This is a genomic window from Pseudomonas sp. ADAK7, from assembly GCF_012935675.1.
Lineage (GTDB): Bacteria > Pseudomonadota > Gammaproteobacteria > Pseudomonadales > Pseudomonadaceae > Aquipseudomonas.
In genome coordinates, this window is record NZ_CP052861.1 from 2,387,324 (window position 1) to 2,413,284 (window position 25,961).

Genomic DNA, 25,961 nt, shown 5'->3' on the forward strand with positions numbered 1-25,961 from the left:
TTCACGATTCAGGAGGATGGCGGAATTTAACGCCGCGTTTAACGTGTTTTCGCCGCATAGACTGCGGCGCATGCCATACGCCCCCGAACTTAAAGAAGCCGCGAAACGCCTCTATCTACGCCGCTGCAAGCCGCGTGAAATTCAGGCGCAATTGTCCCTGCCCAACATCCGGATCATTTACTACTGGATCCGTCAGGGCGAATGGGACGACATTCTGTCGGACGAGGAACCGCTGACCGCCATAGGTCGGCGAATCACCCTGCTCCTGGACAAAACCACATCGCTGTCCAAAGGCGATCTGGACGAACTCGACCGGTTGACCACCGTCCGCGAACGGCTGTTAAAGCAGTCGGCGAAACCGGCGCCGGCGCCGATCGGAGAGCCGCCGGCGGACGATGGCCAGCGCCGAGAAAATCAACGCGGTGACCGCCGGGACCGAGGCGATCGCAGCGACAAAAGCGGGAAGAAGCGCGAGAAGAAATCCAAGAACGAAGTCGGCGATCTCACGGAAGTGGACTTTCTCGACAAGTTCATCAGCAAGATGTACGGCTATCAGAAAGAGCTGTTTGCGGCGAAGCAAAACCCGCTGACGAGCCGGATCCGAAACATCCTCAAAAGCCGCCAGGTAGGCCTGACCTACTACTTCGCCGGCGAAGCGTTCATGGACGCCGTGCTCACCGGTGACAACCAGATTTTCCTGTCGGCCAGTCGCGCCCAGTCCGAGATTTTCCGCAGCTACATCGTGTCATTTGCCCAGGAGTGGTTCGGCCTGGAGTTGACCGGCAATCCGATTGTGCTGAGCAAAAACGGCAAGCCCTGGGCTGAGCTGCGCTTTCTCAGCACCAACAGCAGCACCGCCCAAGGTCATCATGGCCACGTCTACGTTGACGAATATTTCTGGATCCGCGACTTCGAAAAACTGAACACCGTCGCCAGTGCCATGGCGACCCACAAGAAGTGGCGCAAGACCTACTTTTCCACGCCCAGCGCCGTGTCGCACCAGGCCTATCCGTTCTGGACCGGCGAGAAATTCCGCAACAGCAAACGCAAGAACGCCAAAGACCCATGGCCCAGCGAAGCCCAGGCGGCGGCTGGTTCGCTGTGCCCGGACGGGCAATGGCGCAAGGTCATCACCATCCTGGATGCCATCGCCGGCGGCTGTGATCTGTTCGACCTCGAGCAGTTGCAGCTGGAGTACGACGAAGACAAGTTCCAGCAGCTGTTCATGTGCAAATTTATCGACAGCACGCAGAGCGCGTTCTCGCTGGTCGACCTGGAGCGGTGCTACTCCGACCTGTCGCTATGGACCGACTACGACCCGGACGACCCACGCCCGTTCGGCAACAGCCCCGTCTGGATCGGTTACGACCCCAGCCGCACCCGCGACGACGCCAGTTGCGTGGTCATCGCCCCGCCGCTCGAGGACGGCGCCAAGTTCCGCATCCTGGAAAAACACAGCTGGCGTGGGCAGTCGTTCAAGTACCAGGCCGAGCAGGTCAAGAAGCTCACCGAGCGTTTCAACGTGCAGCACATCGGCATCGATACCACCGGCATCGGTTACGGCGTGTTCGACCTGGTGCGCGACTTCTATCCGCGAGCGACCTCGATTCACTACAGCCTGGAAACGAAAAACACCCTGGTCCTCAAGGCGCAGGACACGATCCAGGGTAGCCGTATCGAATGGGACGCCGGCTGGAACGATATCGCTCAGGCGTTCCTGACGATCAAGCGCGGCACCACCGGCGGCGGTCAGGTGACCTACAGCGCGTCCCGTACCGATGCGTCGGGCCACGCCGACATTGCCTGGGCAATCATGCACGCCCTGGCCCATGAACCCCTCAACACCAACAAGCAGCGGCGAAGCCGCTACTCCCTGACTGGATCAGCAAACAATGGCGCGAAAAAAACGACAGCAAACACCGGCAACCGCAGCTCCCGGGCGAGCACGGATGTTTTCATTCGGCGCACCCGAACAGGTGCTGAGCGAAAACATCGGGCAGTACCTGGGCGTGTTCGCCACGCACGACGGCCGGATTTACACGCCGCCGGTGTCGCGCCAGGGGCTGGCCAAGTTGCTGCGCGCCAACGCACACCACGGCGCCATTCCCGGGTTCAAGCGCAACCTGTTGCTGCGTGAGTTCATCCCCTCGGAGGGCTGCTCGACCACGACTATGAGCCGTGCCGGACTCGACTTTATGGTGTTTGGCGAGGCGTATTTCCTGCGCAACCGCAATGCCTTCGGCCAGGTGCTGGAAATGGAGCATCTGCCGACGATCAATATGCGGGTCAAAGTGGACGGTGGTTTTGTGATGCTGCTGCCGGACGGCAAAGAAGTGGAGTTCGACCAGGACGAGATCGAGCACGTCATGAACTACGACGTGGAACAAAACATATACGGCGTCCCCGACTACCTGGGCGGCATGCAGGCGCTGCTACTCAACGAAGCGGCCACACTGTTCCGCCGGCGCTACTACAGCAACGGCGCCCATGCGGGTTACATCTTCTACACCAATGACCCGAACCTGAGCGAAGACGACGAGGACGAGCTGAAGGCCCAGATCACCGCCAGTAAAGGTGTGGGTAACTTCCGCTCGATGTTCGTCAACATCCCAGGTGGTGCAAAGGACGCGATCCAGATCATTCCCGTGGGGGATTTTCAGGCGAAAGATGAACTGGAAAAGGTGAAGAACATTACCCGCAACGACGTGATTGCAGCTTGGCGCATGAACCCGGCGCTGGCCGGCATCATCCCGGAAAACAGTGGGGGCTTCGGCGACATCGAGAAGATCGATCGTGTGTACACCAGCAACGAAATTCGGCCGATCTGTCAGCTGTTCAACCAGCTGAATGACACGCTTCGCGAAGACAGGCGATTTACCTGGAAGAAACAACCAGAAGCAGTTGATTTGCCTGAACCTAGCGCCTAGTAAAGAGATTGCCACTACATCTTGTGGCAAACTGGTGGCAATTGGCTGCCCTGGGGAGGGACACAATGCGAGTTGAATGCAAGTGCGGACACAGAGGCAGGATTGCTTCGAGAGAAAAGCTTTCTACGGAGTTTGCGAAGTTGTACTGCCAGTGCCTGGATGCGAAATGCGGGCACACCTGGGTGGCGAATCTGACGTTTTCGCACACGCTGAGTCCGTCGGCTCAGTCATTCGAAAGGATGTTGTTCGACCATTTGCGCGACTTGCCCAGGGCGAAACAGCGGGAGCTGTTCGAGCAGCTGGGTGCACAGGCAGTGGCGTGAAGCGCAAATCGCCGACTCATGATGTCGGCGATCCGTTACATCAGACGTGCTTTCGATGACTGAAAAATCAGCAGTGCTCTAGTTCTTCAGGGTGAACAGCCAAAACCTCGGAAACCCGACGAAGGTGGATTTGTTCCTCCACACTCAATCGCCGGTATAGGCGAATCAAACGACGCTCGATTTGGGTAAGACCAAGCCAGTCAAAATCATCGGTATCAGCGCAAAGGTGTTCAGTGTTCGTGCGATCCAACATGCGTACTACTCCATAAAATGCATTGCTGAATCGACGATATCGGGGCTTGAAATAGCTACAACGGGGGAATACGACAAATGCTCCACAAGCATTGTTACAAGTTAATTCGTTGTTTTAGCCGCATCGTCGGCCATCGCTTTGAGAAAGCGACGAATAGCTTTTTGATCATCATCCGAAATACTTCTGAACTGATTGATCAATTCCTCTTCGGCAGCGGTAAGCAATTGACCAAGCGGTGTGGAACGCCGCCCAGTCAGCACAAAAGCTGCGTCTACGCCTCGTTCCTCAAGGGCCGCCACATAGCGGAGGTCGAGCGAGTTTGCTCCCAATTCATAATTTTTTTGTGTCCCTCGACTAACTCCTAAAAGCACTCCGAACTCTGTTTGAGTCAGTCCTAAGCGCTCGCGCTCTTCCTTTAGGCGTTCACCTACTCGATCCGCAATGAGCATTTTTTTATTCACCACCATTGACTTGATCAATTTTTTGACCAAGAATCACCACAGACAAACGCAAACAAACACAATTGAACAGAGTGCGCACTATGCCCGCCACCGTTACGCCGGAGCAAGCCCGAGAGGGTTTGAATCGCAGAGGGATCAGCATTGCGGAGTTCAGTCGAAAGCACGGATTGAACAAAAATTTAGTCAGCGACCTGTTGAACGGTCGGATCAAAGGTCGCCGTGGGGAGGCACATCGCGCCGCCGTACTACTCGGCATCAAAGACGGCGTGATTGAACAGTAACGGCACTGACCAACAGGGAAAAGTAGAAGATGAAAAGCCCCGTTCTAGAGACGCGCAAAGCAGCTATGCAAGAGATCATTCGCAGCTACCCCGATGGACGCGAAGGCGCAGCCGCTCGCTTGGGAATGAAAGTCAAAAAGTTCGACAACCACGCCTATGAGAATGCCGGTTGCAGTCCTCTGAGTGATGCTCAGGTCTACGTGCTGGAACAAGAGCGCGGCACCTATTACTTCCCGAACTATGTGGCGCAGATGTACGGCGGGTTATTCGTACCGGTCGCCGACCCTGAAACGCTGGATAACGTTGAACTGTATGCCCGATCAGTTCAGGTTTCCGTCAAGCGCGGCTGTGTTGACCAAGCCATTGCCCGAGCGCTGGAAGACGGCTCGATCAACGCAGAGGAAGCTGAAATCATCCTCAACGCTCACAACCTCCACATGGCCGCGCGTCACGCCGAAGTGCTGGCAGCCATCGACCTGTACCGTGCCAAACCGGGGAAAGGTCAATGAACATTCTGCCTGCAGTTCAGGAGTATCAAGACATGCTCAAAGCCGTGGCTTTCGCGTTCCTTGAGCGGCACCGGTGCGAACACCTGGGCGACGATCAGCAACTGTTCCAACGTGCGGTGCAGCACCTCGTCGCGGACTACAACGCCGTGGCTCAGCACGCCGAACGATTGGTACACCTGGCCAGCAGCGAAATGTCAGCGGTGAGCGATCGGCAGCGGTTGGACATTGTCAGCAGCACGTCCACCCACACCGTCATCATCGACACCGCCACCGGCAACGCCTGGGCTATCCCGGTCAGCCTGATCTACGAACGAATTCTGATCGCACCGGACAACGGGCGTTTCCGCGTCACCGCTTCGTAATACCCACCCAATAAATCGCCTGTCCCACCGCCGTGGGTTTGGGTGAGCTGCGCCCGAAATCGAGGTTTAACGATGGCAAACGCCTTAATTGTCACCACCCAATTGCCCCCGGCCGAGGCCGAAGCATTGCTGGTCAACCTGCGTGAACAGTATCGCTTGAGCCTTAACGAACACTGGTATGCCGACCAGTTCCGCCTGGTTACGGACGGTCTGCGCCACGGCGCGATCCTCGCCCATGTCCCGGTAATGGCTGCGCAAAAACGCCTTATGGCAGCCCTGTCCCACAGCCTCAAAGCAGTGAAGTAACCCCATGAAAGAAGATCTTCGCCACGACGTGCTGCAACGCCTCCAGTCCGACTTCGGGCTCAAGCACCGCACGGGCACCGACTACATGCGCGGCGGCACCTGCCCCAAGTGCAAAAAGAAGGAGCTGTATTCCCGGTTTGATACGCCATGGATGGTGATTTGTGGTCGCCCTGAGAAGTGTGGCCACACCCTGCACGTGAAAGAACTGTACGACGATCTGTTCGAAGACTGGAGCAAGCGAGCGCCGGCCACAGACCAGCAGCCCAATGCCACCGCACGCGCCTACTTGGAATTCGCCCGGGGCTTTCGGTTTGAGCTGATCCAGGGTTGGTTCACCCAGGAAACGTTCTACTCCGCTGAACACAACGCTGGCAGCGCCACCGTGCGCTTCGCCCTGGAAAAAGGCGGCTGGTGGGAACGTCTGATCGATCAGCCGCACCGCTTCGGCAAGATGAAGGCCCGCTTCAAGTCCAAGGACAGTTATCGCGGCGTGTGGTGGTGCCCGCCCTGCGTCGACCTTCTAGAAGCCAAGGAAATCTGGATCGTCGAAGGGATCTTTGACGCCATCGCCCTGGTGCACAACGACATTGCGGCAGTATCCGCCATGTCGTCCAACGCCTTCCCCAGCGACTCGCTCAAGGCATTGGTGAAAACCCGCGAGGGAGGGAAGTTACCCAAGCTGGTGTGGGCGCTGGATAACGAGCCCAGCGCCAACGCGTACACCCGGCGCTGGGTGCGCGAAGCCCGTGCCCTGGGCTTCGTCTGTGAGTCTGCACAGATCCCGCAACGCGACGGCCGCAAGGCGGATTGGAACGATCTCCATCAGCGCTGGAGCTTTATCCAGGACGATGCCAAGCGTGCCGACCAGATCGCCACCGACCTCAAGCACGCCCGTCATCAAGGCGCCCTGCTGCTGGCAGAGAGTGCAGCGGAAAAGGCCTTGCTCATGTACGACTGGAACAAGCGCGGGGAATTTCACTTGGGCTTTGGCAGCCGACTGTACTGGTTCAAGTTGGACATGGAGAAATTCAACCGGGCCATGTCCGACATCGAGGACAGCGAGAATCACGACGACCAGTTGCTCAACCAGGCGCAGCAGCGCGAAAAGGCGTTGCAGCAGTCCGGCAGCGTCGTGGAGATTGCCAATTGCTACCCCCAAGCACTGTATTTTCAGCGCAACGAAGTCACGGACGAATCCTGGTACTACCTGCGCGTGGACTTCCCACACGACTCCGAAAGCGTGAAAAACACCTTCACCAGTGGCCACCTGTCGGCCGCGAGCGAATTCAAAAAGCGCCTGCTCGGCATGGCAGCGGGTGCGATGTTTACGGGCAGTGGTCAGCAGCTCGACAAGCTCATGAAGGATCAACTGTTCGGCATCAAAACCGTGTCGACCATCGACTACGTGGGCTACAGCAAGGAATACGCCTGCTACGTCTATGGCGATATCGCGATCAAGGACGGGACCACCTACAAGGTCAACAGCGAGGACTATTTCGAGTTCGGCAAGCTGCGCCTGAAAACCCTGCAGAAAGGCGTGCCGATCAAGCTGCAGCGTGACGGGAGAGACTTCAACGAGCAGTGGGTAAAGTTGCTGTGGACCTGCTTCGGCGCCCAGGGCTTGGTGGCGCTGGTGTTTTTCTTCGGCTCGCTGTTCTGCGAACAGATCCGCGCGCGTTACCAGTCCTTCCCTTTCCTGGAAGCCACCGGTGAGGCCGGTGCCGGCAAAACCACCCTGCTCAACCTGCTGTGGAAATTGCTGGGCCGCGAAGGTTATGAAGGTTTCGACCCGATGAAGTCGACCAAGGCCGGTCGCTCGCGTCTGATGGGCCAGGTTTCCGGCATGCCGGTCGTGTTCCTGGAAGCCGATCGCCACGGCGATGATCGGGCACACGCCAAGACCTTCGAATGGGATGAACTGAAAGACTTCTACGGCGGCGGCACCCTGGCCACCAAAGGCGTCAAGACCGCCGGTAACGAGACGTATGAACCGCCCTTTCGCGGCACGATCGCGATCAGCCAGAACGCGGCCGTGGTGGCTCACGAAGCGATCATGACGCGCATCGTCAAACTGCACTTTGTACGCCCGACCGTCACACCGGAAAGCCGTGCTGCCGCTGATCAGCTCAACGCACTGAACGGCGGCACCCTCAGTCATTTTCTGCTGAAAGCGGTGGGCAAAGAATCCGCCGTACTCGATCTGTTCGCTCAACGTATGCCTGAACACGAAGCAAAGCTGCGCCGCCTGCACACCCATTGCTTCGCCTGCAGCACCGCCTATGTGAGTGATCAGGGCAACTGCAGCAGTTGCGGCTATGACCTGCGCGGCTACATCCGCGTGGAGCGGATCAGCAAGAACCACGCACAACTGCTCTCGCTGCTGGATGGCCTGCGCCTGGTGTTGAAACTGAGTGATACGCAAGTCGCGGCCACACAGCGGCAGATCGTGCGGATGGCCATCGAGCGCCAAGCCTCGATCAGCTCCGATCACCCGGCCGTGGCCGAGTTTTGGGAGGTCTACGACTACCTCGAATCCTTGAGCGAAGACCCGGTGGTCGACCACAGCAGCGACCCCACCGTGATCGCCATCAACCTCAACGAATTCTGCGAGCGTGCCGCCGAGCACAAACAGAAGCTGGCCGACGTGGCCACGCTACGCGACCTGCTCAAAGAGTCCCGCTCGCGCAAATTCCTCGACAGTAACAAGGCCGTGCACAGCGCCGTACGCGCCGCCTTCAACCACCGCAACCCCGTTTCACAACCCCGGCCGACAACAGTGAAGTGCTGGACATTCAAGGCGTAAAGGAGAGCAAGACCGATGCAAATCCAAGTGTTTATGGGCAGTGCCGGCGACGGCAATACCAGCAAGCTCCAGTCAGTTCAGGACCGTCTGGACTTCACGGGAGAAAGTGCGCCGATCATTCAGGCCGGTGCTTATGGGGAGGATGGCTTGCTGCAGATTCTGGAAGTTCGGGTAGCCGCTGGCCAGCATGAAATCCTGGTGGATGACTGCAGCCGGCAACAGATTTTGAGGGTGTTGGAATGGCAATCATGTGTTGAACATGAGCCAAATTTTGACGGCCTGGTGATTCACCTGGCCCGCAAGGACTGACCGTAAAAGAAACAGTGCCGAGGAGTTGCAGCTCCTCGACACCGAACCACTACCGAGGGCTATACCATGCAAGCACAGAACCAAAGCAGCAGCGGCACGAAGGCTACCACACCGGCGCGACACCTGGTGGCCACCGCGATCATCGGCGCCGCCGTCATCGGCTACCTGGTGCACAAAACCCCCGAGTCCCGCACCCGCCTCGAAAGCCTCAGCCAGATAGCCAGCACCCTGGGCGACCTGAGCGAAACGGATGCCGCCGTGATCAGCCAGGTGCTCGCCCGCCCTGCCGCACGGGGGCCGCGCCATGACCAATGATCCGGCCGCAACACCGACTCGGCGGTTTCCCTGGAACATCGATCACACCAGCGTGTGCGACCAGTGCGGCAAGTGGCGTGCCCAGGGCAACCATCTGAAATGCAGCCGGCGACGCCAGTTGCAGAACGCCCATCTGCGTAACTACAAACCTAAGCGCTAAGCCGCGTCCACCAGAAGATGCGCTTGCAGATACTTGGCCCGGAAACGGGCCTTTTTATTTCCGATCGTCAGACTGTCGATACACGAGTACAGCGTTAGGGGTTTACATGAGTGGGGTCGAAGCTCGCGGCAAGTCCGTGAGAATCTATTTTCAATACAACGGGGAGAAATGCCGGGAAACGGTCCCGGGCAGCAACACACCGGCTACCGTGGCCCAGGCCAAACGCCTGGCCGACATCATTGAATACGAGATCCAGACCGGCACCTTCGATTACGCCCGGCACTTTCCGAACTCGCCCCGGCTGGTGGAAAACACCTTTGGTCATTACCTGGATCTGTGGTTGAAGATCAAGGCCAACAGCGTCGCGGCTTCAAGCTACCGAGGTTACGCCAACAAGGCCGAAGTGCATGTGCGGCCACGCTGGGGCAAGGTGCAGATTAACCAGATCGATCACCTCGACCTGCAGGAATGGATTCAAGGCACGCTGTCGAACACCCTGAAGAACAAGACCATCCGCGACATCATCAGCAACGTGCGCCAGGTGTTTCGCTTGTACCGCACGCGGATGAAAGTGGCGCACGACCCGACCGAGGGGTTGATGGTGCGCCTGCCCGATCCGGAAGCCCCGGACCCGTTCACCCGGGCGGAAATCAAACAGATCCTCGACACCCCGACCAGCCGCACACACGAACTGCTGATGGTGCAGTTCATGTTGTGGGCCGGCCCGCGCGTGTCGGAGACGATTGCCCTGGCCTGGGAGGATGTCGACCTGGCGCAGGGCACGGTGACCTTTCGCCGCTCCAAGGTGCGCGGCGCCTACCGGGTGACGAAAACCCGCCGATCGATGCGCCGGGTGCGCCTGCTGGCCCCGGCGTGGGACGCCCTGCGCAAGATCGATGCGCTAACGCGCAAACGCAAGGCAGAAACCGTGGAGATCGTCGAGCGGGACAACAAGACGGTGCGGCCACACAAGCTGCACTTCGTGTTCCTGAACACCAAAAGCGGCCTGCCGCACGCCAACGACTTCGTGGTGCGCGATCGCTTCTTCAAGGCGCACTTGCTCGCCGCCGGGGTGCGTTATCGTGGACCCGGGCAATGCCGGCACACTTACGCCAGTCAGTTGCTGACCACCGGCGTGGCGTCAATCGACTGGATTGCCGAGCAGATGGGCCACACCAACGGCAACATGATTCGTCAGCACTACGGGACGTGGATCAATGAAGACGGACCGGACGTGGTGGGTATGCTGCAACTGGCCCTTAAGCTGTCACCGGTTACAGCTCTACACTGAATCCACTGAGGCCGACGCTGTCGGCAAAGCGCCCCACTGCCGTCAAGCTGGCCCAGGTGCGCAGCCGCTCACGTCGCGAGCGTACCGGGACCCAGCGCCCTTCGGCGCGGTCGCTGGCGCGAAACAGATCGTCCGCCGTGTGCGCCCGGGCAATTTGCTGCAGAAGTTTCAGTGTTTGAATCTCCACCCCGTGCGGCAGATTCAGCGTAGACAGTGCCTTATCCATGCTGATCCTCGTTCGAACCGGAGCCGTTCGCCGGCAGTGCAAACCCCAGCTCGCCAGATTCGACATCGATCAGCAACCAGCCGCCCAGCGGTTGGTTGCTGCCGCCAACGATCAGCCCCTGCACCATCAGCCCGTCGGGCAGAATCACCCGCAGCATGTTGGCGTCCTTGGGGCCTTCCAAGAAGTGCGCCAGCTCCACGCGAGTGCAATCGGAACCGACCTTACTCAAGCGCACCGGGCATTCGAGAGTCGTCAACTCGGCCGGTGGACGCCCCTCGTAGCGGGCGATCACAGCGACGGTGGCCAAGCCTTCAAAGAAGTGAGACATGAGTCGAGTTCCTGAGTGAGTCAGTAGGCGTTTGTGGAAAAACCTACGGGTCCGATAATGGTAGACCAGTCCCCCGGGGCCTGGTTTCCGTGCCCCGAAAAAAGGCCCCCACACCTGGGCCAGGTGTGGGGGCCGATTGAACATAGGGCGGAATTCCATGTATCAGTCGGAAGTACTTTGCGACCCATCCTTATCAATCATAATATTTCGATTTTTGTAACATTCAATTGGGTGCGAAAAATACGATCTTTCTCTGCAAGCCATTCCTTAGCTTTTCCTCTTCCGGAATCTTGATCAACTTGTTCTAAAGCGTATTTCGCAGATTTATATCGCTCCGCCTTATCCGAAGTAACATAGCACAGCACACTTAAATCGCTGGCCGCGAATTGTTGCTCTTGCTCAACAAGTTGAAAAACATTTTTCCTTGCCAGCTCAATTAAATCCATCCTTCTCGTGAGAGCATTAAGTTTCAACGTGCTGACGTTTTGCTCTATTTTCTCTGCTTCACCGTAGGCTTTTTGGACGTCAGAGAGGTTACGCAAAATATCTCGGTATTTCTCATCTAAAAGGAAGTTTGTGTTAGCTATCGTACCCAGCGTCATACGCTGAGTACGACGATCAGTTTTTTTCTTCCCATCCTTAGCCGTGTATTCCTTTGAAGTCACACCGATAACTGACAGAGCGTACGCACCGGTACGAGCAATGGATTCAAGGTGCCTGATAGTCTGAGGACCGAGTTTCGCACGCATTTCATGAACGCGACCTTGGACTTTAACCAAGTCTGCTTTCACTTGTTGAACTTCGTTGAGCGCGGAGTCTTTTTTTTCAACCAGGGCCCTAAGGCGTTCTAGCCCTTCTTCATACTTCTTTTGATTAAGGTACTTAGCTCTGTCAACACTAAGTTTTGACCCACCTTTAAATTTTGTTTGGGCGCAATCGTTACCAACAAGCGTAATGCTATTATCGGCAAGCACTGCAACAAACCCCCACTTGTGCCCCTCATTACATAATTTGTCATTGCCTTTCAGAAGGCAGCACTTCACTTCCTCATTAAGAAAATATTCCCCAACAAGATCTTTATAATTTTTAGGTGATACTGGGTTTTCTATTTTGAAGCCTGGGAGCGCCTCGATGTCAGAAATGGCATGGAACGTGCGGATCTCAAAATTTCTATCGAGTGTCTCGTGCATGCGGACCTGTCTTAGATATCAAGATTCTAGTGCTAGGCATTAGACGGCTGCGGAGCAGCATCGTCATCATGGCTAGATTTCGTGCCGCTAAGCCCTGGTTGGAACCAGTGCATACCTTGGCGGACTGCTCCCAGTAAACCTTCAGAAAGCGATGCTCGAAAGCAAGACTACTGTTGATCAATACAGTATAGCTGGACTTTTAAATTGCATGAGACACACCGATCTTATAGACGGTATGCACAGAACCAAGCTGCTGTTGGCCGATGGCTGCTTGCGAGGGTCGATTGGCTACGACTGCCGCAGTCGCATAATCGCGTCTGTAATCGCTTTCGCGTTTTCATCCAGGGTTTCCATAGCCCCGAGCGCGTTCTCTGCAACTGTCCCTACGCCATTCTCCGAAAGCCACTTGGTGACCTCCTCTATCGCCGCCCCAAGCGCATGCTGGTTGTGCAGTAGTAACGTGAGTGCATCTGCAGTGGCAATGTTGGAATCTGAGTTATTTGGCATAGCAGCCTTCCTTGGAGTGCGGTTCGCACAAGCCTAGTTCATCGAATCGCTGGCGCAGGTCAGCCAGCCATTCGGTGGTGGCCATTTTTGCACCAAAATAGCGCCCCAGTCCCATCTCAGTCCCATATGGCCTTTTTTCAGACGCCAAAAACCACAAACCCCCGACTTTCTCTAGGAAAATCAGGGGTTTGCGTTTACTGAATGTGGCGGTGAAGGAGAGATTCGAACTCTCGATACAATTTCTTGTATACACACTTTCCAGGCGTGCTCCTTAAGCCACTCGGACACTTCACCGTATCTCTTCAAACATGTTCTGTCTGTCGAGGCGCGCTAATGTAGTCGAAAGCTTTTCCGATGGCAAATATTTTTTTCAGAATTTTCATGCGGTTAGCGATTCAGGTGCTACGGCGGGTTCCGGGGCATGGCAAACCGGCCAATCTCTGGCGTCGCGCCCTCTTCTATAGAGAGGGGAATGCACGACCGGCATGGCCGGCTACGCCTGGCGGGCGGGGAAAGGGTGACTGGCGGGTCAGTCACGGCGCTTTACCTGGCCTGCGGCGGTGGGTAACGTCTGCCTCAACTTTCATACAAGGATTAGCGTCATGAGTGAGTTAGTTTCTTACCACCTCGAAGACGGTATCGCGACCCTGACGTTGAGCAACGGCAAGGTGAATGCCATTTCGCCGGACGTGATTGCGGCATTTAACGCTGCGCTGGATCAGGCGGTGACTGATCGTGCAGTAGTGATCATTACCGGTACGCCGGGGATTCTGTCGGGCGGTTATGACTTGAAGGTGATGACGGCAGGGCCTAAAGAAGCCGTGGCGTTGGTGACGGCTGGTTCGACCCTGGCTCGTCGCCTGTTGTCGCATCCGTTCCCGGTGATCGTGGCGTGCCCTGGGCACGCGGTGGCCAAGGGTGCGTTCCTGTTGTTGTCGGCGGATTACCGCATTGGTGTCGACGGTCCGTTCAGCATTGGCCTGAACGAAGTGCAGATCGGCATGACCATGCACCACGCCGGGATCGAGCTGGCCCGTGATCGCCTGAGCAACGCGGCGCTGCATCGTTCGGTGATCAATGGCGAGATGTTCAACCCGCAGAGCGCGATTGCTGCCGGTTTCCTTGACGTTGTGGTGTCGGCCGAGGAACTGCAAGGTGCAGCATTGGCGGCGGCGCGTCAGTTGAAGAAGATCAACATGACCGCGCACAAGAACACCAAGCTGAAAGTGCGCAAGGCGCTGCTGGAGACGCTGGACAACGCGATCATCCAGGATCAGGAACATCTGGGTTAAGCCCACGCCTGCTACAACGAAAAGCCCGACCGTCGTGTCGGGCTTTTTCGTACGTGCTCTGTTGAAAAGCCTGCAACCGCTCTAGGTCGCGTCTGACCCACAAGTCGGAAACATGCGCTTAAACATCGCCTATCTCCCACCTCTATAGCGGCAATTGCCGAAAACAGTGCACATCCGTACACTGCGCCACCTTTTGTCCCGGTGGGGCCTGTAAATGCTGTTTGTGTTTCGTATGTTATTGATGGGCCTGCACTTTATTCTGGCCGGTGTGCTGGGGGTGATCCTGGGCCTGTGCCGGCCGTTCAACCCGGACAACAGCCGTTTATGCGCGCGTCTCTATGCCTGGCCGGCGATGTGTATTTTGCGCCTGCGGGTGAAGACCGACGTCGGTCCGTTGATGGACAAGCCCGACAGTTGCGTGATCATCGCCAACCATCAATCCAACTACGATCTGTTCGTGTTCGGCAATGTGGTGCCCCGCCGCACCGTGTGTATCGGCAAAAAAAGCCTGAAGTGGGTGCCGCTGTTTGGCCAGTTGTTCTGGCTGGCGGGCAATGTGTTGATCGATCGCGGCAATGCGCACAAGGCGCGCCAGTCGATGCTCACCACCACCCACACCTTGCAGCACGAAGACACCTCGATCTGGGTGTTCCCGGAAGGTACGCGCAACCTCGGCGAAGACTTGCTGCCGTTCAAGAAAGGCGCGTTCCAGATGGCGATTGCCGCCGGCGTGCCGATCGTACCGGTGTGTGTCAGCAGTTACGTCAAACACATGCGATTGAACCGCTGGCGCAGTGGGAAAATTCTGATCCGCTCGCTGCCGGCGATTCCCACCGCCGGGTTGAGCATGGACGACATGCCGCTGTTGATCGCCCAGTGCCGCGAGCAGATGCGCGAGTGCATCGCCTCGATGGATCGGCAACTGCAAGCCGCCTGAAACACACGCCCCGTAGCAGCTGCGTTCGGCTTGTAGCAGCTGCCGAGCCTGCGAGGCTGCGTTCGGCTGCGAAGCAGTCGTAAAATCAGCCTACGCTGTGTTTCAGGAAGACCGTGTGCTCAGGTTTTACGACTGCTGCGCAGCCGAACGCAGCCTCGCAGGCTCGGCAGCTGCTACAGAACCCGCCCTGTGCGGGTTTTCTTTTGCCTGCGAAACGCTTGCGACGAACTCTGCAGATTTCACTGAATCAGAACAAGCAGAAGGCTAAGCTGCACACTGCCTGCCACTGCCATTGAATAAGAAGTGAACCACCATCATGGGTCGAGTTGTTGCTGCTGCGGTTTATAGCGCCGGTAAAAAAATCACCAATATCACCCTCGATGAAGGCGCAGCCTGGGCGGCGAAGACCGGGCACTTTGTGTGGATCGGCCTCGAAGAGCCCAACGCTCAGGAGCTGACCAACCTGCAACGCCAGTTCAACCTGCACGAACTGGCCATCGAAGACGCCCTGGAAAAACACAGTCGACCGAAGCTGGAAACCTTCGGCGATGCGCTGTTTATTGTCACGTACTCGCCAATCCGCCATGAAGGCAAACTGGAATTCATCGAGACTCACATTTTTGCCGGCAACGGCTACATCATCACCGCGCGCAATGGTCACTCGGCGTCCTACGCCCACGTCCGACAACGCTGTGAGGCGCGTCCGTTGTTGTTGGAGCACGGGGAAGATTTCGTACTCTATGCCATCCTCGATTTCGTCATCGAAAACTACCAGCCGGTGGGCGAAGCGATTCATGCCGAGATCGATGAGCTGGAGCGCAACGTGCTGTGCAGCGCATTGAATGAGCACGACATCCAGAAACTTCACAGCCTGCGCCGTGACGTGCTGCGCTTGCGCCGGTATGCGGCGCCGATGGTGGAGATTGGTGAGGAGCTGCAGAAGCTGAGCTTTCCGTTTATCGACAAGAACATGCGCCCGTACTTCCGTGATGTACAGATCCACGTCACACGGCAGATGGAAGACCTGACGACCCTGGCGGACATTGCCAGTCAGACGATTGAGGTCGGAGTATTGCTCGAGGCATCACGCCAGAGCGTGGTGCAACGCAAGTTCGCGGCATGGGCGGCGATCCTGGCGTTCCCGACGGCGGTGGCCGGGATCTACGGGATGAACTTCCAGAACATGCCGGAGTTGAGCTGGCATTACGGGTATTTCGGGGTATTGGGGTTTATTGCCGTGGGGTGTGTGAGTTTGTGGGCGAGTTTCAAGAAATCCGGGTGGTTGTAAGAAACCAGAGTGGCGAGCCCCCTCGCCACAGGTTTTGCGTCAGACCGCAGCTGGCTTATGCGCCACAAACCGCATCATCCACTCTGCGACCGTAGCACCATGATGCTCATGCTCAAGACTCGCCACGCCTTTGGAATACACCTGCTCACCCAACGCTTCCTGACGAATCTCCAACAGCGCCCGTGAGTAGTCGTGAATGAACTCCGGATGCCCCTGGAAGCACAGCACCTGGTCGTTGATGTGGTACGCGGCAAACGGGCAGAAATCGCTCGAGGCAATCACCGTGGCGTTTTCCGGCAGCGCGGTCACTTGGTCCTGATGACTGATCAGCAGTGTCAGCTCTTCCCGAACCGGGCTCATCCACGGCGCCTTCGCCGCGAGTTTGTAGTTGTGGATGCCCACGCCCCAGCCCTGGGTCGCGCGCTCGCTCTTGCCGCCCAGCAGCAATGCCAACAGCTGATGGCCGAAGCACACGCCCAACAGTTTATCGCCGCGCTCGTAGCGCTTGAGCAGGTAAGCCCTGAGGGTTTCGATCCACGGGTCGGTGCCGAAAGAATCGGCCTTGCTGCCGGTGATCAGGTAGGCGTCGAAGGTCAGCTCATCGCTGGGGTATTCGCCCTGCATCACGTTGTAGACGGTGAACTCGGCTTCGATGGGTTGTTGCGAAAACAGACGCTGGAACATCTGCCCGTACCCCTGATATTGATCGACCAGTTCCGGACGCAGGATGTCGGTTTCCAGAATGCAGATGCGTAACGACATAAAAAATACCTGACACGTGATGGGAATAATGCACACCCCAGAGCCTGCCTTGAAACACGGTGGCAAGGCAAGCCCCGGAATGCGTCATCGGTCCCTTAGAACGCTTCCCCTTTGGCGGCTTTTTCCAGCAGCAGCGCTGGAGGCGTGAAGCGTTCACCGTACTGCTCGGCCAGGTACTGGGCGCGGGCGACGAAGTCTTTCACGCCATATTGATTGATGAATTGCAGCGCACCACCGGTCCAGGCGGCGAAGCCGATACCGAAGATCGAGCCGACGTTGGCATCCGCCGTCGAAGTCAGAACGCCCTCCTCCACGCAGCGCACGGTTTCGATGGCTTGCACGAACAACAGGCGATCACGCACATCCTTCGGCGAAATCTGCCCGTCGGCTTTCTCGAAGCGGGTTTTCAGCTCCGGCCACAGATGTTTCTGCCCTGCGGCCGGGTAATGGTAGAAACCACCGCCAGCGGCCTTGCCCGGACGCTTGTATTCGTTGAGCAGCAAGTCAATCACAGCGAACGCCGGATGCTCAATCAGCGGTTTTCCTTCTGCCTGTAGGTCTTTGGCCGTTTGCTGACGGATGTGGCTCATCAGGCTGAGGGACACTTCGTCGGAGATGGCCAGAGGACCGATCGGCATCCCGGCCTTGCGCGCTTCGGTCTCGATCATCGGCGCACTCACGCCTTCGCCGAGCATGGCGATGCCTTCGTTGGTGAAGGTGCCGAATACTCGTGAAGTAAAGAAGCCGCGACTGTCGTTGACCACAATCGGGGTTTTCTTGATTTGCAGGACAAAATCGAAACCGCGTGCCAGGGTTTCGTCGCTGGTGTTCGCGCCTTTGATGATTTCCACCAAAGGCATTTTTTCCACGGGACTGAAGAAGTGCAGGCCAATGAACTTGCTCTGGTCCGGCACGGCGGTGGCGAGGCCGCTGATCGGCAAGGTCGAGGTGTTGGACGCGATGACCGCGTCTGCGCCGACGACTTTTTGTGCTGCCGAAGAGACTTTGGCTTTCAGCTCGCGATCTTCAAACACCGCTTCAATGATCAGGTCGCAACCGGCCAGGTCGGTATCTTTTTCCGTGGTTTTGATCCGTGCCAGCACCGCATCGCGCTGCTCGACGCTCAACTGGCCGCGCGAGACTTTCTTGTCCAGCAATGCCGCCGAATGCGCCTTGCCCTTTTCCGCTGCCGCAACGTTGATGTCCTTGAGCACCACGTCGATCCCGGCCGAAGCACTGACGAAAGCGATCCCGGCCCCCATCATCCCCGCGCCCAGCACGCCAACTTTTTTCGTGACATAAGGCGTAAAACCCTGCGGCCGCGAGCCACCGGCATTGATCTCATTGAGCTGAAACCAGAACGTGCCGATCAGGTTTTTCGACACTTGGCCGGTGGTCAACTCGGTGAAGTAACGGGTCTCGATCAGGTGCGCCGTGTCGCAATCCACTTGGGCGCCTTCCACCGCCGCGCAGAGGATTTTCTCCGGCGCGGGCATGGTGCCTTGGGTTTTGGCGCGCAGGATCGATGGCGCGATGGCCAGCATTTGTGCGACTTTCGGGTTCGACGGCGTGCCGCCCGGAATCTGATAACCCTTTACATCCCATCGCTGCACGGCGGTCGGATTGGCAAGAATCCACGCCCGCGCCTTGGCCAGCAGTTCAGCGTGATCCGCCGCCAACTCATCGATCAAACCGGCCTGCAATGCCTGTTGCGGCCGCACTTTTTTGCCTTCGAGCAAGTACGGCAGGGCTTTTTCCAAGCCGAGCATGCGGACCATGCGCACCACCCCGCCGCCACCCGGCAACAAGCCCAGCGTGACTTCCGGCAGGCCAAGTTGCACCGACGCATTGTCCAGCGCCACGCGGTGATGGCAGGCCAGGCAGATTTCCCAACCACCGCCCAGCGCCGCGCCATTGATCGCGGCGACCACTGGTTTGCCGAGGGTTTCCAGGGTGCGCAGTTGCCCTTTGAGCGTGAGCACCATGTCGTAGAAGGCTTTGGCTTCGGGTTTGCCGACCTTGATCAGTTCATTGAGGTCGCCGCCGGCAAAGAAGGTTTTCTTGGCCGAGGTGATGATGACGCCGGCGATGCTGTCCTTTTCCGCCACTAACCGGGCGACGCAGGTGGCCATGGCCTCGCGGTACACCGCGTTCATGGTGTTGGCGCTCTGGCCTGGCATGTCGATGGTCAGGACGACGATCTGATCCTGACCTTTTTCGTAACGAATGGCTTCAGTCATGAAGGAATTTCCTTGAAATCGGGGAGGCTCAGAGGCGTTCGATGATGGTGGCGATGCCCATGCCGCCGCCGACACACAAGGTCGCGAGGCCGTAGCGCAGGCGCCGGGTTTCCAGTTCATCGAGCAGGGTGCCGAGGATCGCGCAACCGGTGGCGCCCAACGGGTGACCCATGGCGATCGAGCCGCCGTTGACGTTGACCTTGTCCGGGTCGATGGCCATGTCCTTGATGAACTTCAACACCACCGAAGCGAAGGCTTCGTTGACCTCAAACAGATCAATGTCTTCGACCCGCAACCCGGCTTTGGCCAGGGCTTTGCGGGTGGCCGGCGCCGGGCCGGTGAGCATGATCGTCGGGTCGGTGCTGGTGACCGCCGTGGCGACGATCCGCGCCCGTGGCTGCAAGCCCAGCGCCCGGCCCTTGGCCTCGGAGCCGATCAGCATCAGTGCTGCGCCGTCGACGATCCCGGAGCTGTTGCCCGGGGTGTGCACGTGGTTGATCCGTTCGATGTGGCTGTAGACCCGCAACGCGGTGGCGTCGAAGCCCATTTGCCCCATCATTTCGAAACTCGGCTTGAGCTTGCCCAGGCCTTCCATCGTTGATTCGGCGCGGATGAACTCATCGTGATCGAGCAGGATGATGCCGTTCTGGTCCTGCACCGGCACCAGCGACTTGTTGAACGAACCGTCCGCCCGGGCCCGCGCGGCTTTTTGCTGGGAATACAGCGCGTAGGCATCGACGTCCTGCCGGCTGAAACCCTCGATGGTGGCGATCAGGTCGGCGCCGACGCCTTGCGGGGTGAAATGGCTGTGCAGGTTGGTCTCCGGGTCCAGCGCCCAGGCGCCGCCGTCGCTGCCCATCGGCACCCGGGACATCGATTCGACGCCGCCGACCACCACCAGGTCTTCGAAACCGGAACGGACTTTCATCGCCCCAAGGTTCACCGCTTCCAGGCCCGAGGCGCAGAAGCGATTGATCTGCAGACCGGCCACGCTGACGTCCCAATCGGCGATCTGCGTCGCGGTCTTGGCGATGTCGGAGCCTTGATCGCCGATCGGCGTAACGCAGCCGAGCACCACGTCATCGACCTGGCTGGTGTCCAGGGACGTGCGCTGCTGCAACGCCGTCAGCAACCCGGCCACCAGGCTCACCGGTTTGACGCTGTGCAACGCGCCATCGGCCTTGCCCTTGCCACGGGGCGTGCGTAACGCGTCGAAAATCAAAGCTTCGGTCATGTGGTCCTCGAACCTGTGCGGCGAATAAATGCTGAGTTCTTACCTTATGCCGAGCAGCCACGTATTCAATGACCGCAATGCTCACCGACGTTGACGCTCACGCTCAGACGGACGGTCATCGGCGATCGGATTAACCGATTCAGGTGACGAAGCTGTCTAGCCAACGGGCGTCCAAGCAGCTGGCAATAGGCCTCATGCCTTTTTAAGAGCTTTTAACGTTTACACCATACGAAATGGATCTAAACCAAGCGTGACGCGGGCTCTAAGGTGAAGATGTACGAAGTTGTCGTCGGGTTTTGCCGAGGCTCTCGTCCTACAGGAAGTGCAGTGCTTTGCCGTCATGGAGATATGCAGGCAGGCATCAGGAAATAACAAAAAAAGGCGGTCAGCCATGTTCAAACATTCGAAAGTACGTCAAGCCGGACTCATCCTATTCGCCACCACGCTGTTGTTGATTTTGCCGAACCTGACCAAGGTGATCGGCTAGTCGCTGGTAAAAAAACAGCGTCAGGATTTGCTATCGCCTCATAAAAATGTGACTGGCTCGCTACCCGGGCCAGCGTGGGTGTGCCAACCTTCAGGGCATTTCCACGACAGGGATGGCGATCACTTGAAAGCACTTATTCTGTTCGGGGCCTTGCTGTTCGGCACGCCCTTGTATGCCGCACAGCTGAACCTCGAGCTGGGCGCGAGCAGTCGCACCTGGCAGACCGAGGAGTTGCTCAAGCATCCTCAGGCCCAGACCATCAGCATCAGCAATGACGTTTCCTACAAACGCGATATGAGTTATCGCGCGGTGCCGTTGGCGGCGTTGTTGACGGGTATCAAGCCTGATGACCACCTGCAAGCCGTGGCCCTGGACGGTTTTGCCGCCGAGTTGGCGGCGGCGCCGTTACTCAATACCAAAGGCCCACAGGCCTGGCTGGCGATTGAAGACCCGGCCAAGCCATGGCCGCCACTGTCCGAAGGCAAGCACAGCGCCGGGCCGTTTTATCTGGTCTGGACTGATCCGCAGGCCGGCAATATCAGCCCCGAACAATGGCCGTTCGAAGTCGCCAGTATCAAGCGCATGGCGCCGGTGGCCCAGCGCTTCCCTGCCCTGCTGCCCGATCCTGCGTTGAAGACGGACGATCCGGTGAATCTGGGGTTTGCGTTGTTTCAGAAGAATTGCCTGGCGTGCCATCGACTCAATGGCGCGGGTGATGCGCAGTTCGGGCCGGACCTGAATATTCCGTATAACCCCACCGAGTATTTCGGCGCGGACTTCCTCAAGCGCTATATCCGTGATCCGCAGAGCTTGCGCCAGTGGCCGCAGGCGAAGATGCCGGCGTTTTCCGAGCAGGTGTTGCCGGCGGGGGATCTGGATTTGCTGGTGGGGTATTTGAAGCATATGGCGGGGCGTAAGGTTAAGCCCTAGCCGATCGTTCCCACGCTCTGCGGGGGAATGCAGCCCGGGACGCTCCGCGTCCCAACAGCGCACGCTGAGCGTCCATTGAGGCATTCCCACGCTCTGCGTGGGAACGATCAGTGCGTCGGGTTATTGTTGCTGAACGGAAATCACCGGCGCAAACACCGGCGTCGGTGAGACAAATACCTTCGCATGCATCTGTTCGCACCCACCGCCGCGGCGCATCCCGCGTACCGGGCAGGCATCCAGATAATCCAGGCCCACCGCCAGTTTCAAATGACGCTCCGGTCGGGCCAACTGGTTAGTCACGTCAAAGCTGTACCACGCGTCATCCAGCCAGGCTTCGGCCCAGGCGTGGCTGGCCAGGTGTTCACTGTTCTCGCTGTACAAATACCCCGACACATAACGCGCCGGAATCCCCAGGCTGCGGGCGCAGGCGAGGAACGCATGGGTGTGATCCTGGCACACACCAGAGCGCCCGGCGAAGGCCTTCGCCGCCGTGGTGTCGACTTCGGTGGAGCCCGGCGTGTAGGTCATGTACTGATTCAGGCCCTGCATCAAATCGATCAGAGCGGTGCGGTCCCGGCGTTTTTTGCACTCCTTTTCCGCGAACGCGCGCAAGGCTTCGTCGGGCTCGGTCAGCCGGGTGAAACGCAGGAACGGCAGCGCCGACTGGCTCTCGTGCTCGGCTTCGCGCAGTTCATCGATATCGACCTGGCCACGGGCACCGATGATGATCGCTTCGTGGGGTTCGTCCATGGTCAGCACATGGAGGATGTTGCCGAACGGATCAAGTTGCGCGCGCACCGGGCGCGGCAGGTCGAGCTGCCAGCTGAGCACGTGCTGGCGCTCGCTGTCGTGTGGGGTCAGCCGCAAATACTGGATGCTCGCCCGCACCTGATCTTCGTAGTGATAGGTGGTCTCGTGGCTAATGGAAAGTCTCATGCAGCCTCCAGGTAGGAACTGTGAATGGCGTTGCCCAACTGGCGCACCAGTGGGATGAACTCGGTCAGCCAGGCGTGCAGGCCTTCGTCGAGAATTTCGGAGATGCCGGTGTAGCGCAGGCGCGCGTCCATTTCCGCCGCCAGGCGTTGTGCGGGACGGCCATTGGCCCCCGGCAACTGGGCGAGGATCTGGTCGATTTCTTCGGTACAGGCACGCAGGGAACGCGGCACGTCGGCGCGCAACAGCAGCAATTCGGCGACATGCCGGGCGCCCGGTGCATCGCGGTAGATCTCGGTGTAAGCCTCGAACGACGACAGTGCTCTTAACAACGCACTCCACTGGTAATAGGCGTGCGCCGTGCCGTCGCTGACCGCTTCGGCCTGATCGCCGGCCATTTCGTAACGGGCATCGAGCAGGCGCAACGTGTTGTCAGCCCGTTCGATAAACGTCCCCAGACGAATGAAGCGGAACGCATCGTTACGCATGATCGTGCCGTAGGACGCGCCGCGAAACAGGTGGGAACGTTCCTTGATCCACTCGCAAAAACGGCTCATGCCATAGCGACTCAAGCCCTGCTCGGCGATCCCGCGAATTTCCAGCCAGGTGGCGTTGATGTTTTCCCACATGTCGGCGGTGATTCGCCCACGCACTGCGTGGGCACTGGCCCGCGCCGAACCGAGGCAACTGTAGATGCTCGCCGGGTTGGCCGCGTCCAGGGCGAAGAAATGCAGCAGCCGCTCGGCATGCAGCTCACCGTGGCGCTCCAGGTAATCGTCGAGGGTGCCGGTGATCAGCAGCGGCATCGCCAGTTCGTGCAGGCCATCGCCGCGACCGTCCTGCGGCATCAGCGATAGCGAATAACTGATGTCGAGCATCCGTGCGAGGTTTTCCGCCCGCTCCAGGTAACGCGACATCCAATACAAATCCGAGGCAGTTCTACTTAACATGGCAGGCTTCCTTCAATCCTCGACCACCCAGGTGTCCTTGGTGCCGCCGCCCTGGGAGGAATTCACCACCAGGGAGCCTTCACGCAAAGCAACACGGGTCAAACCGCCGGGCACAACCCGGGTTTCGCGGCCAGACAATACAAACGGACGCAGGTCGATGTGGCGTGGCGCGATGCCGTTTTCGACAAAGGTCGGACAGGTCGACAGCGACAAGGTCGGTTGCGCGATATACGCGTGGGGCTTGGCCTTGATCCGCGCGCGGAACGACTCGATTTCCGCCGCCGTCGCCGCAGGCCCCACCAGCATTCCGTAACCGCCGGAGCCCTGGGTTTCCTTGACCACCAGGTCAGGCAGATTGGCCAGGACGTGGGACAGTTCCGAGGGATTGCGACACTGGAAGGTCGGTACGTTTTTCAGGATCGGCTCTTCATCCAGGTAGAAACGAATCATGTCGGTCACGAACGGATACACCGACTTGTCATCCGCCACCCCGGTGCCGATGGCATTCGCCAACACCACGTTGCCCGAGCGATAGGACGACAGCAGTCCTGGCACGCCGAGCATCGAATCCGGGTTGAACGCCAGCGGATCGAGGAACGCATCGTCGAGGCGCCGATAGATCACGTCGACAGCTTTCGGCCCGTCCGTGGTGCGCATGAACACCTTGTCGTCCCGCACGAACAAGTCCGCGCCTTCCACCAGTTCCACACCCATTTCCCGCGCCAGAAAGGCGTGCTCGAAAAACGCGCTGTTGAAGCGGCCAGGGGTCAGCACCACCACGCTCGGGTTATCGATCGGGCTGGAGCTTTTCAGGGTGTCGAGCAGCAGGTTCGGATAATGGTCGATGGGGGCAATGCGTTGCGCGGCGAACAACTCGGGGAACAGGCGCATCATCATCTTGCGGTCTTCGAGCATGTAGCTCACGCCGCTCGGTGTCCGCAGGTTGTCTTCGAGCACGTAATACGTGCCGTCGCCGTCGCGCACCAGATCGACGCCGGAGATGTGGGAATAGATGTCCCGGTGCAGATCCAGCCCTTGCATCGCCAACTGGTATTGCTCGTTGGCCAGCACCTGCTCGGCCGGGATGATGCCGGCCTTGATAATGCGCTGCTCGTGATAGAGGTCGGCGAGGAACATGTTCAACGCCTTGACTCGCTGGATGCAGCCACGTTCGACGATCCGCCATTCGCTGGCGGGGATGCTGCGGGGAATGGTGTCGAAGGGAATCAGGCGCTCTGTCCCCTGCTCATCACCGTAGAGCGTGAAGGTTATGCCGGCACGATGAAACAACAGATCGGCCTCGCGTCGCCGTTGTGCCAAAAGCTCGTCAGGCGTTTCGGCCAGCCAACGGGCGAACTCCCGATAATGCGGGCGGACCAGGCCGCCGGCATCGTACATTTCATCAAAATAGGTGCGGATCATGCCGTACTCCTTGTCACCCGGACATCTAGGCATCGCAAGGCCCGTGCCATCGGCATAAACGCTTTGATTTCAATCAGTTGGATAATCGCCCCAAAACCACCGCACCAATCCTGTGCGGCAAACGCCCCAACCTGATCGCCCCCGCTTCATTGCGAAGCAATGTTGTCGCCTATCACCAGCATAGCCAGAGTTGATTTCACTGCCCGGGGGTTGGTGCGGATAATCGGCGCAATCGTTTCAAAACCTCTCGAACTTCCCTTTGGCCGCCTGTTCAGGCGGCTTTTTTTTGGGTTTTGAAATGTTGTGAATCAAAAGCAAGATCAAGAGATCGCAGCCTCGTTTCACTCTGTAGCAGCTGTCGAGTGAAACGAGGCTGCGTTCTTTTGATCTTCCAATCCGACAAACGAAAACGGCCAACCCGAAGGTCAGCCGTTGCTGAATGTTGTCGCTGTTCATAATGTTATGCGAGTAGCCCTCGTACCTCCTGTTTGACGCCCCATCCTTCGATGATCCCGCCCAGAGGTTCGACCACGGCCTCGAAGTCCTGCTCAAAGTCGCCAATGCCGTCGTAGGTGGCGTACATCACTTTGCTCAGTTCCAGATGCCATGCGCCGTCGTCGCGCACGCTGATCTGGGCATTCAAGGATTCACCACAAAAATGACCTGCCGCCCTGCGTGCCCGCTCCTCGTCCGGGAAAATCGCGTAGAACTCGATGGGATGGAATCGTGAAAAGTCGAAACCGCCTTCCTTCATGCGGCGCAGTACGCTGGTGCTGATGTCTTCTTGATAGGCTGTGCTCATGAAACGTCCTCCTAAAACCCTATGGATAGACTTTCCGTACACCCGACGCCCGCAACCGAATGGTGAAGGCGATACGGCAACCAGGTTGCCGCCGGGATTTAAGCATGTAGCTGACAAGACCAGACCTTAGCGA

Annotated in this window: 29 protein-coding genes and 1 tRNA gene; 16 read left to right on the forward strand and 14 right to left on the reverse strand. The window is 58.3% G+C overall.

Going from position 1 to position 25,961, the window contains the following annotated elements:
- Positions 1-70: 70 nt before the first annotated feature.
- The 3 genes from HKK53_RS11070 to HKK53_RS11080 all read left to right on the forward strand — a co-directional run bounded on the left by HKK53_RS11070 (position 71) and on the right by HKK53_RS11080 (position 3,250).
- Positions 71-2,137, forward strand: coding sequence for a terminase large subunit domain-containing protein (locus tag HKK53_RS11070; RefSeq protein ID WP_169370856.1), 2,067 nt, complete (start codon positions 71-73; stop codon positions 2,135-2,137).
- A complete protein-coding gene (locus tag HKK53_RS11075; RefSeq protein WP_336604973.1) occupies positions 2,064-2,927 on the forward strand; it encodes a phage portal protein in 864 nt (287 codons plus the stop codon). Before HKK53_RS11070 ends, HKK53_RS11075 begins: the two co-directional genes overlap by 74 nt.
- A gap of 65 nt (positions 2,928-2,992) precedes the next feature.
- Positions 2,993-3,250 carry an ogr/Delta-like zinc finger family protein gene (locus HKK53_RS11080; protein ID WP_169370858.1) on the forward strand — a complete coding sequence of 86 codons (258 nt, stop codon included), beginning with the start codon at positions 2,993-2,995 and terminating at the stop codon, positions 3,248-3,250.
- 67 nt (positions 3,251-3,317) lie between these two features.
- Here HKK53_RS11080 and HKK53_RS11085 read toward each other — a convergent pair whose 3' ends face one another.
- Positions 3,318-3,503: a hypothetical protein gene (locus HKK53_RS11085; protein WP_169370859.1), complete on the reverse strand. Its 186-nt coding sequence runs from the start codon at positions 3,501-3,503 to the stop codon at positions 3,318-3,320.
- Positions 3,504-3,604: 101 nt separating this feature from the next.
- Positions 3,605-3,952 (reverse strand): helix-turn-helix domain-containing protein, encoded by a 348-nt coding sequence (locus HKK53_RS11090; protein ID WP_169374227.1) that lies wholly within the window; start codon positions 3,950-3,952, stop codon positions 3,605-3,607.
- Positions 3,953-4,044: 92 nt separating this feature from the next.
- Between HKK53_RS11090 and HKK53_RS11095 the strand changes: the two genes are divergently transcribed.
- The 9 genes from HKK53_RS11095 to HKK53_RS11135 all read left to right on the forward strand — a co-directional run bounded on the left by HKK53_RS11095 (position 4,045) and on the right by HKK53_RS11135 (position 10,300).
- The gene (locus tag HKK53_RS11095) at positions 4,045-4,245 is read left to right on the forward strand and encodes a DNA-binding protein (protein WP_169370860.1); all 201 of its coding nucleotides are present in this window, start codon (positions 4,045-4,047) and stop codon (positions 4,243-4,245) included.
- A gap of 29 nt (positions 4,246-4,274) precedes the next feature.
- Positions 4,275-4,754 (forward strand): YmfL family putative regulatory protein, encoded by a 480-nt coding sequence (locus tag HKK53_RS11100; RefSeq protein WP_169370861.1) that lies wholly within the window; start codon positions 4,275-4,277, stop codon positions 4,752-4,754.
- Entirely contained in the window at positions 4,751-5,116 is a 366-nt protein-coding gene (locus HKK53_RS11105) for a hypothetical protein (protein WP_169370862.1), read from the forward strand. The genes HKK53_RS11100 and HKK53_RS11105 overlap by 4 nt, the downstream gene beginning before the upstream one ends.
- 72 nt (positions 5,117-5,188) lie before the next feature.
- The gene (locus HKK53_RS11110) at positions 5,189-5,422 is read left to right on the forward strand and encodes a hypothetical protein (protein WP_169370863.1); all 234 of its coding nucleotides are present in this window, start codon (positions 5,189-5,191) and stop codon (positions 5,420-5,422) included.
- A 4-nt stretch (positions 5,423-5,426) separates the two neighbouring features.
- Positions 5,427-8,225, forward strand: a complete 2,799-nt coding sequence (locus tag HKK53_RS11115; RefSeq protein ID WP_169370864.1) for a toprim domain-containing protein — start codon at positions 5,427-5,429, stop codon at positions 8,223-8,225.
- A 15-nt stretch (positions 8,226-8,240) separates the two neighbouring features.
- Positions 8,241-8,534 (forward strand): hypothetical protein, encoded by a 294-nt coding sequence (locus tag HKK53_RS11120; protein ID WP_169370865.1) that lies wholly within the window; start codon positions 8,241-8,243, stop codon positions 8,532-8,534.
- Between the two features lie 66 nt (positions 8,535-8,600).
- Positions 8,601-8,849 carry a hypothetical protein gene (locus tag HKK53_RS11125; RefSeq protein ID WP_169370866.1) on the forward strand — a complete coding sequence of 83 codons (249 nt, stop codon included), beginning with the start codon at positions 8,601-8,603 and terminating at the stop codon, positions 8,847-8,849.
- Complete coding sequence (locus HKK53_RS11130) at positions 8,839-9,009, forward strand: hypothetical protein (protein WP_169370867.1); 171 nt, start codon at positions 8,839-8,841, stop codon at positions 9,007-9,009. Before HKK53_RS11125 ends, HKK53_RS11130 begins: the two co-directional genes overlap by 11 nt.
- A 106-nt stretch (positions 9,010-9,115) precedes the next feature.
- The gene (locus HKK53_RS11135) at positions 9,116-10,300 is read left to right on the forward strand and encodes an Arm DNA-binding domain-containing protein (RefSeq protein WP_169370868.1); all 1,185 of its coding nucleotides are present in this window, start codon (positions 9,116-9,118) and stop codon (positions 10,298-10,300) included.
- Here the strand turns inward: HKK53_RS11135 and HKK53_RS11140 are convergent.
- The 5 genes from HKK53_RS11140 to HKK53_RS11160 all read right to left on the reverse strand — a co-directional run bounded on the left by HKK53_RS11140 (position 10,284) and on the right by HKK53_RS11160 (position 12,845).
- Positions 10,284-10,526: a hypothetical protein gene (locus HKK53_RS11140; protein WP_169368743.1), complete on the reverse strand. Its 243-nt coding sequence runs from the start codon at positions 10,524-10,526 to the stop codon at positions 10,284-10,286. The two genes, HKK53_RS11135 and HKK53_RS11140, sit on opposite strands and share 17 nt — an antisense overlap.
- Positions 10,519-10,854, reverse strand: coding sequence for a hypothetical protein (locus tag HKK53_RS11145; protein ID WP_169370869.1), 336 nt, complete (start codon positions 10,852-10,854; stop codon positions 10,519-10,521). Before HKK53_RS11145 ends, HKK53_RS11140 begins: the two co-directional genes overlap by 8 nt.
- Before the next feature lie 197 nt (positions 10,855-11,051).
- Positions 11,052-12,044, reverse strand: coding sequence for a hypothetical protein (locus HKK53_RS11150; protein WP_169370870.1), 993 nt, complete (start codon positions 12,042-12,044; stop codon positions 11,052-11,054).
- Positions 12,045-12,332: 288 nt separating this feature from the next.
- Complete coding sequence (locus tag HKK53_RS11155) at positions 12,333-12,551, reverse strand: hypothetical protein (RefSeq protein ID WP_169370871.1); 219 nt, start codon at positions 12,549-12,551, stop codon at positions 12,333-12,335.
- Between the two features lie 204 nt (positions 12,552-12,755).
- Positions 12,756-12,845, reverse strand: a tRNA-Ser gene (locus HKK53_RS11160).
- Between the two features lie 308 nt (positions 12,846-13,153).
- Between HKK53_RS11160 and HKK53_RS11165 the strand changes: the two genes are divergently transcribed.
- The 3 genes from HKK53_RS11165 to HKK53_RS11175 all read left to right on the forward strand — a co-directional run bounded on the left by HKK53_RS11165 (position 13,154) and on the right by HKK53_RS11175 (position 16,068).
- Complete coding sequence (locus tag HKK53_RS11165; protein WP_169370872.1) at positions 13,154-13,843, forward strand: crotonase/enoyl-CoA hydratase family protein; 690 nt, start codon at positions 13,154-13,156, stop codon at positions 13,841-13,843.
- A 214-nt stretch (positions 13,844-14,057) separates the two neighbouring features.
- On the forward strand, positions 14,058-14,780 hold the full coding sequence (locus tag HKK53_RS11170; protein WP_169370873.1) for a 1-acylglycerol-3-phosphate O-acyltransferase: 723 nt from the start codon (positions 14,058-14,060) through the stop codon (positions 14,778-14,780).
- Positions 14,781-15,096: 316 nt separating this feature from the next.
- Positions 15,097-16,068: a magnesium and cobalt transport protein CorA gene (locus HKK53_RS11175; protein WP_169370874.1), complete on the forward strand. Its 972-nt coding sequence runs from the start codon at positions 15,097-15,099 to the stop codon at positions 16,066-16,068.
- A gap of 39 nt (positions 16,069-16,107) precedes the next feature.
- Here the strand turns inward: HKK53_RS11175 and HKK53_RS11180 are convergent, their stop codons facing one another.
- From HKK53_RS11180 to HKK53_RS11190, 3 genes are all read right to left on the reverse strand, one after another.
- The gene (locus HKK53_RS11180; RefSeq protein ID WP_169370875.1) at positions 16,108-16,830 is read right to left on the reverse strand and encodes an amidotransferase; all 723 of its coding nucleotides are present in this window, start codon (positions 16,828-16,830) and stop codon (positions 16,108-16,110) included.
- Between the two features lie 95 nt (positions 16,831-16,925).
- Positions 16,926-19,070, reverse strand: coding sequence for a 3-hydroxyacyl-CoA dehydrogenase NAD-binding domain-containing protein (locus tag HKK53_RS11185; protein ID WP_169370876.1), 2,145 nt, complete (start codon positions 19,068-19,070; stop codon positions 16,926-16,928).
- Positions 19,071-19,098: 28 nt separating this feature from the next.
- Complete coding sequence (locus HKK53_RS11190; RefSeq protein ID WP_169370877.1) at positions 19,099-20,304, reverse strand: acetyl-CoA C-acetyltransferase; 1,206 nt, start codon at positions 20,302-20,304, stop codon at positions 19,099-19,101.
- A 565-nt stretch (positions 20,305-20,869) separates the two neighbouring features.
- On the opposite strand from HKK53_RS11190, the gene HKK53_RS11195 reads away from it, so the two are divergent.
- Positions 20,870-21,721 (forward strand): c-type cytochrome, encoded by an 852-nt coding sequence (locus HKK53_RS11195; protein ID WP_169370878.1) that lies wholly within the window; start codon positions 20,870-20,872, stop codon positions 21,719-21,721.
- Positions 21,722-21,841: 120 nt separating this feature from the next.
- Here HKK53_RS11195 and HKK53_RS11200 read toward each other — a convergent pair whose 3' ends face one another.
- The 4 genes from HKK53_RS11200 to HKK53_RS11215 form a co-directional block, all read right to left on the reverse strand.
- Entirely contained in the window at positions 21,842-22,657 is an 816-nt protein-coding gene (locus HKK53_RS11200) for a transglutaminase family protein (protein WP_169370879.1), read from the reverse strand.
- Positions 22,654-23,604, reverse strand: coding sequence for an alpha-E domain-containing protein (locus HKK53_RS11205; protein WP_133836635.1), 951 nt, complete (start codon positions 23,602-23,604; stop codon positions 22,654-22,656). Before HKK53_RS11205 ends, HKK53_RS11200 begins: the two co-directional genes overlap by 4 nt.
- A 12-nt stretch (positions 23,605-23,616) precedes the next feature.
- The gene (locus tag HKK53_RS11210) at positions 23,617-25,026 is read right to left on the reverse strand and encodes a circularly permuted type 2 ATP-grasp protein (RefSeq protein WP_054048561.1); all 1,410 of its coding nucleotides are present in this window, start codon (positions 25,024-25,026) and stop codon (positions 23,617-23,619) included.
- A gap of 460 nt (positions 25,027-25,486) precedes the next feature.
- Positions 25,487-25,828: a ribonuclease E inhibitor RraB gene (locus HKK53_RS11215; protein ID WP_054048564.1), complete on the reverse strand. Its 342-nt coding sequence runs from the start codon at positions 25,826-25,828 to the stop codon at positions 25,487-25,489.
- Positions 25,829-25,961 lie beyond the last annotated feature (133 nt).

Coding starts and splice junctions, on each gene's coding strand:
- HKK53_RS11135 (WP_169370868.1), top strand. CDS start 9,116: ATGAGTGGGGTCGAAGCTCGCGGCAAGTCCGTGAGAATCTATTTTCAA.
- HKK53_RS11085 (WP_169370859.1), bottom strand. CDS start 3,503: ATGTTGGATCGCACGAACACTGAACACCTTTGCGCTGATACCGATGAT.
- HKK53_RS11210 (WP_054048561.1), bottom strand. CDS start 25,026: ATGATCCGCACCTATTTTGATGAAATGTACGATGCCGGCGGCCTGGTC.
- HKK53_RS11100 (WP_169370861.1), top strand. CDS start 4,275: ATGAAAAGCCCCGTTCTAGAGACGCGCAAAGCAGCTATGCAAGAGATC.
- HKK53_RS11115 (WP_169370864.1), top strand. CDS start 5,427: ATGAAAGAAGATCTTCGCCACGACGTGCTGCAACGCCTCCAGTCCGAC.
- HKK53_RS11170 (WP_169370873.1), top strand. CDS start 14,058: ATGCTGTTTGTGTTTCGTATGTTATTGATGGGCCTGCACTTTATTCTG.
- HKK53_RS11110 (WP_169370863.1), top strand. CDS start 5,189: ATGGCAAACGCCTTAATTGTCACCACCCAATTGCCCCCGGCCGAGGCC.
- HKK53_RS11165 (WP_169370872.1), top strand. CDS start 13,154: ATGAGTGAGTTAGTTTCTTACCACCTCGAAGACGGTATCGCGACCCTG.
- HKK53_RS11200 (WP_169370879.1), bottom strand. CDS start 22,657: ATGAGACTTTCCATTAGCCACGAGACCACCTATCACTACGAAGATCAG.
- HKK53_RS11145 (WP_169370869.1), bottom strand. CDS start 10,854: ATGTCTCACTTCTTTGAAGGCTTGGCCACCGTCGCTGTGATCGCCCGC.
- HKK53_RS11180 (WP_169370875.1), bottom strand. CDS start 16,830: ATGTCGTTACGCATCTGCATTCTGGAAACCGACATCCTGCGTCCGGAA.
- HKK53_RS11155 (WP_169370871.1), bottom strand. CDS start 12,551: ATGCCAAATAACTCAGATTCCAACATTGCCACTGCAGATGCACTCACG.
- HKK53_RS11080 (WP_169370858.1), top strand. CDS start 2,993: ATGCGAGTTGAATGCAAGTGCGGACACAGAGGCAGGATTGCTTCGAGA.
- HKK53_RS11185 (WP_169370876.1), bottom strand. CDS start 19,070: ATGACTGAAGCCATTCGTTACGAAAAAGGTCAGGATCAGATCGTCGTC.
- HKK53_RS11095 (WP_169370860.1), top strand. CDS start 4,045: ATGCCCGCCACCGTTACGCCGGAGCAAGCCCGAGAGGGTTTGAATCGC.
- HKK53_RS11140 (WP_169368743.1), bottom strand. CDS start 10,526: ATGGATAAGGCACTGTCTACGCTGAATCTGCCGCACGGGGTGGAGATT.
- HKK53_RS11190 (WP_169370877.1), bottom strand. CDS start 20,304: ATGACCGAAGCTTTGATTTTCGACGCGTTACGCACGCCCCGTGGCAAG.
- HKK53_RS11215 (WP_054048564.1), bottom strand. CDS start 25,828: ATGAGCACAGCCTATCAAGAAGACATCAGCACCAGCGTACTGCGCCGC.
- HKK53_RS11175 (WP_169370874.1), top strand. CDS start 15,097: ATGGGTCGAGTTGTTGCTGCTGCGGTTTATAGCGCCGGTAAAAAAATC.
- HKK53_RS11105 (WP_169370862.1), top strand. CDS start 4,751: ATGAACATTCTGCCTGCAGTTCAGGAGTATCAAGACATGCTCAAAGCC.
- HKK53_RS11150 (WP_169370870.1), bottom strand. CDS start 12,044: ATGCACGAGACACTCGATAGAAATTTTGAGATCCGCACGTTCCATGCC.
- HKK53_RS11070 (WP_169370856.1), top strand. CDS start 71: ATGCCATACGCCCCCGAACTTAAAGAAGCCGCGAAACGCCTCTATCTA.
- HKK53_RS11090 (WP_169374227.1), bottom strand. CDS start 3,952: ATGCTCATTGCGGATCGAGTAGGTGAACGCCTAAAGGAAGAGCGCGAG.
- HKK53_RS11125 (WP_169370866.1), top strand. CDS start 8,601: ATGCAAGCACAGAACCAAAGCAGCAGCGGCACGAAGGCTACCACACCG.
- HKK53_RS11130 (WP_169370867.1), top strand. CDS start 8,839: ATGACCAATGATCCGGCCGCAACACCGACTCGGCGGTTTCCCTGGAAC.
- HKK53_RS11205 (WP_133836635.1), bottom strand. CDS start 23,604: ATGTTAAGTAGAACTGCCTCGGATTTGTATTGGATGTCGCGTTACCTG.
- HKK53_RS11120 (WP_169370865.1), top strand. CDS start 8,241: ATGCAAATCCAAGTGTTTATGGGCAGTGCCGGCGACGGCAATACCAGC.